The organism is Microcystis sp. M_QC_C_20170808_M3Col, from assembly GCF_007095505.1.
Classification (GTDB): Bacteria; Cyanobacteriota; Cyanobacteriia; order Cyanobacteriales; family Microcystaceae; genus Microcystis.
Map to the genome: position 1 here is coordinate 1 of NZ_SFBY01000129.1, position 5,237 is coordinate 5,237.

General features: G+C 43.8%; 2 protein-coding genes. Both read right to left on the minus strand.

What is annotated here, in order from left to right; genetic code table 11:
- Nucleotides 1-169: 169 nt before the first annotated feature.
- Nucleotides 170-2,788, minus strand: coding sequence for an ATP-dependent chaperone ClpB (gene clpB / locus EWV84_RS06195; protein WP_287077189.1), 2,619 nt, complete (start codon nt 2,786-2,788; stop codon nt 170-172).
- 282 nt (nt 2,789-3,070) lie between these two features.
- Complete coding sequence (locus EWV84_RS06200) at nt 3,071-4,972, minus strand: thiamine pyrophosphate-binding protein (protein WP_287077190.1); 1,902 nt, start codon at nt 4,970-4,972, stop codon at nt 3,071-3,073.
- Nucleotides 4,973-5,237: the final 265 nt, after the last annotated feature.

A 5,237-nucleotide genomic window follows, 5' to 3' on the forward strand; every position in this document is an offset into this window, starting at 1 on the left:
GCTAGATCCAATAAACGCTTGGGGAGAGAATACCTCTACTTTTTCAGAAGCAATTCTGTCTAAGCAAGTAATCTCTGTGAACCAAGAATCCCCGTCTCTTTAGAGCGGGGAGTGTCAACAGTTGTGTAGCTTCTAGATTCCCTCTGGGGACTTATTCAGCAAACCCTAATTAAGCAGTTACTACCGGGGAAGCTAACCGTTTAAAGGTCAATCTTTCATCGGCCACATCGACAAAAATCGTGTCTCCCCCTTTGAATTCGCCGCGCAGAATTGCCTTAGCGATCGGAGTTTCCACATATCTTTGTACTGCCCGTTTTAAGGGTCGCGCACCGTACACTGGATCATAACCAATTTCTGCTAGATAATCGAGAGCAATATCGGCAAGTTTCAGGGCTAATTTTTGTTCCATCAAGCGATCGCTGAGATTGGCTGTCTGTAGTTTGACAATCGATCGCAGTTGCGCTTTTTGTAGGCTGTGGAAAATGATCGTTTCATCGATACGATTGAGGAATTCGGGACGGAAACTATTCCGCATTGCTTCCATCACCCGGGCCTGCATTTCCTCATAACGAGACTCATCACCAGCCACGTCTAAAATGTATTGAGAACCGATATTACTGGTCATAATAATGATTGTATTTTTGAAATCAACCAGATGACCTTGAGAGTCGGTTAAGCGCCCATCGTCAAGGATTTGTAACATAACGTTAAAAACGTCGGGATGGGCTTTTTCAATCTCATCAAAGAGGATGACAGAGTAGGGACGACGCCGGATTGCCTCGGTTAATTGTCCCCCTTCATCGTAGCCGACGTATCCCGGAGGCGCGCCCATGAGACGGGAAACGCTGTGTTTTTCCATGTATTCCGACATATCGATGCGAACTAGGGCTTCTTCGGTGTCAAAGAGATTGCGCGCTAAAGCTTTCGCCAATTCTGTCTTGCCAACACCCGTCGGACCGAGGAAAATAAAGCTGGCCGTGGGACGGTGGGGGTCCGATAAACCGGCGCGGGAACGTTGAATCGCTTCGGCCACGGCTGTGACTGCTTCCTCTTGACCGATGACACTTTCGTGTAATTCCTCTTCCAGATTGAGGAGTTTTTCTTTTTCCGATTCGATTAATTTATTGAGAGGAATTCCCGTCCATTTCGAGATAATTTCGGCGATATCCGATTCGAGAACTTCTTCCCTTAATAAACTTTTACCGGTGGTTTGTTTGTCGGCCAATTGAGTTTCTAGGGCGGACATTTGCCGCTGCAGATCGGTTAATTTTCCGAACTTTAATTCTGCAGCGCGATTATAATCATAATCTCGTTCGGCCTGTTGAATTTCCAGATTAACTTGTTCGATCGCTTCTTTAACCCCACGAACTTGATCGATAATCTCTTTTTCCCCTTGCCATTGGGCATTTAATCCCGATTGTTCTTCCTTGAGGTTAGCCAGTTCTTTTTCTAACTTTTCTAACCGTTCTCGCGAAGCTGGATCATATTCCCGTTGTAGAGAAAGTCTTTCCATTTCTAACTGGAGAATTTTGCGATCAATTTCATCGAGTTCTTCCGGTTTAGAAGTGATTTCCATCTTCAATTTTGCCGCCGCTTCATCAACTAAATCAATGGCCTTATCGGGCAAAAAGCGATCGCTAATATAACGATTAGAAAGCAGTGCCGCTGCCACTAAAGCATTATCGGCAATTTTTACCCCATGATGCACCTCATAACGTTCTTTGAGACCGCGAAGAATCGAAATAGTATCGACCACATTTGGTTCATCAACTAAAACCTCTTGGAAGCGTCTTTCTAACGCCGCATCTTTTTCGATATATTTGCGGTATTCATCGAGGGTAGTGGCTCCGATACAACGCAATTCACCCCGGGCTAACATTGGTTTTAATAAATTGCCCGCATCCATTGCCCCTTGAGTGGCTCCCGCACCGACAACGGTATGAATTTCGTCAATAAACATGATGATATTGCCTTGGGAATCAGTGACTTCCTTGAGGACAGATTTTAATCTTTCCTCAAATTCCCCGCGATATTTTGCTCCCGCAATTAAGCCACCTAAATCGAGAGAAATAAGAGTACGATCCAACAAAGATTCTGGCACATCTCGGTTAATAATCCGCTGTGCTAATCCTTCGACAATGGCCGTTTTTCCTACTCCTGGTTCCCCGATTAAAACCGGGTTATTTTTAGTCCGACGCGAGAGAATCTGAATCGTGCGACGGATTTCGTCATCCCGTCCAATTACGGGGTCTAATTTACCTTCCCGTGCCAATTGGGTGAGATCCCGTCCGTATTTTTCTAGGGCCTCATATTTGCCTTCTGGATTCTGATCGGTCACTTTTTGACTACCTCTGACTTTTTGAATAATTTCCTTGAGCTTGCTTTCGGTAAGTCCGAATTCTTGAAAAATATTTTTACCGAAGCGATCATCTTTAGCGTAACCTAAAATTAAATGCTCGATCGAGATAAAGTCATCTCCAAATTCTCGGCGATAATTTTCTGCTCGATCGAGTAAACTATCTAAACTACGACCTAAATAAATCGAGTCGCCAGGGTTAGATATTTTCGGTTGACGACGGATAAAATCATCGGTTCGATCCCGCAAACGGGCTAGACTAATATTAGCTTTACTAAAGACACTGCCCGCTAATCCCTCCTGTTCCAGTAGGGCTTTCATTAGATGTTCGCTTTCGATTTGTTGCTGGCTGTTCTGTTTGGCAATGTCCGGCGTTTTGACGATTGCCTCCCAAGCTTTTTCTGTAAATTGTTGTGGATTGGTTGGCTGCATTTTCTATAAGAGGTTACTTTTATACCCTAGAGATTATTCTAGATTGACTGGTTTGTCGGCTCCTAGGGGCTTACCGTACCTAGTTCAGGGGGATTTCCCCTCAACTGTGCGATTTAAGTGCCTCAAGTTTATAAGTTGTAATGGATTTAAACGGCTTCTGGGAAAATTTTAGTACAAATGTTCTAATTTTTAACCAAGCTAAAATCTTAATTATTAAAGATGTTCGCTGATGACTGATTACTGATTACTGATTACTGATTAAAGCCCACCCTAAAATACTATCTAAGCGATTAAAGATTTAACTTTACTAATGATACCAACTGGGTCAATACCTTGGTGGGGGAATTGTTCCCATAAACCGCCACAACCTTCATGGTGAGTACCGATATAGGCGTATTTAGGAGTTAAACCGCGTTCGAGTAACCAAGAACCATAACGGCTACCTAAACCCGTACGACGGTTAAATGCTTCTACCACTAAAACAAAGGGAGAACTACCAACTTTAGCGATAATTTCTTCATCCACCACATTGAGAGTCGGTTTATTAATTAAACCCACGTCAACACCTTCTTGTTTTAAGCGTTCCACTGCATCTAAAGCGCGGTATAAACCATCTCCAAAGCTGATGATATAACCGGCAGTGCCTTCCCGAATTAATTCATCTTTTCCGGGGACAAAGGTGTAACCATCGCCAAAGAAATTATTACCGTTAGTATCAAGAATATTGGGAGTTTTAGAACGAGTCGAGAAGATAAAACGTAGGCCGGGTTGATGGAAAGTTGCCTCGACACAAGCGGTCATTTGTGCCGCATCGGCCGGGAAATAAAGACGGGTTTCGTAACCGTCATCCAGTCCATTATCGGCAAAGAAATTATTCAAACCAAAGTGACAGGTATTATCTGCCATGTCATCGATACCAGAATGGGAAAAATGACATAAAAGATTAGAATAATTCAAACGCGCCATGGTGATTTCAGAAATACACATTTCTAGAAAAGCGGCAAAGGTGGCGAAAATTCCCTGTTTACCTTTTTCCATACCAAAACCAGCGGCTGCCGAAAGATTGCCCCGTTCCATAATACCGGAAGGAATAAACACTTCGGGATGTTTATCGTGGATAATTTTCAGACCGCAGGAACCCTCTAAATCGCTATCTACTACTAATACCTTAGCCTTGCGTTCTTCCTCGCTCATTTTGCCTAAAAGACTGACTACAGCTTCGCCGAAAACGTTGCGGTTAGAACCCCATTTATCCCCAGAACCGAGGAATTTATAGTCATTAGAAGGCTTCTTAATACTGTTGAGATATTCCACGGCGGCACTGTGTCCTTTTGCCTCTAAATATTTCAAAGCCAAGGGTACAGAAATCACATCATGACCGTGGTTAGAACCTTCTAAACCTTCAATACCGGGACACATGGGACGTTTATTAATAATCGCAATCGGGCCTGGAGTATTAATTGCTTCACAGATATTGCGATACAAACTATCGATATCTTCCCCATCTCCCACTAACACTTTTAGTCCATGGCCGGCGAGAGTTTTAGCCACATCATAACCGGGTAAATATTTGGAAGGATTACCAGCAATCGTCACATCATTATCATCAATAATCAGCTTAACATTGATGTGTTGAGCCACGGCTAAACGGGCAGCTTCCGCGTCATTGCCTTCCTGTTGAGAACCATCGGAACCTAAACAAAAAACGGTTTTTCCGGGGTTAGCTAAAGCGACACCGTTAACGTAGGGCCACATATGTCCTAAACGGCCAGAACTAAATTTTACGCCGGGGGTTAATCCTAATTCCGGGTGTCCGGGGAGTTTAGAATTAGCCTCGCGGTAGTGCATTAATTGTTCCGGGGGCAAAGAACCTTCTAACGCAGACAGGAGATATTGAGTACCGACGCGGTGTCCCGCTTCATCGAAGAAAATTGGTACAAATTGACTAGGTTGACTGCGGAAAAGAGCATCGAGAATCACCACTTCCGGGACGGTATCGTAGGGGCCGCCGGTGTGTCCACCCACACCCCGGGCCGCACCCGTGGCAGTAAAAAAGATGATAGCATCGCGACAGAGTTGGATATTGGCTTTTAGGGCGCTTCTTTGGTGGTCGGTGAGGGTGGGGTTACTGGGGTCGAGACTGATGGGTTTATAGGCAGTCAAATCGATGGGAAAGGCTGTCATTGTCGATTTTCCTTAATGTAGAGAAATAACTATAGTCAGGGAAATCATAGCCTAGAATGTCACCCGATCGATTGATTGAATAATTTCTTATCGAAAATTTGGGTTAAAACCCCGTCGTTTTACGACGGCTTTAAGCTAAAATGGAAGGCTCTTCGGTAATTGTTATGCAAATAATTAACTTAAAATAAAATTCGATGAGAGTGCCTACGCCTAAAAGTAGCTGAAATCTATACAGGGAGACACTTACGGCACAAATAGGTTAATA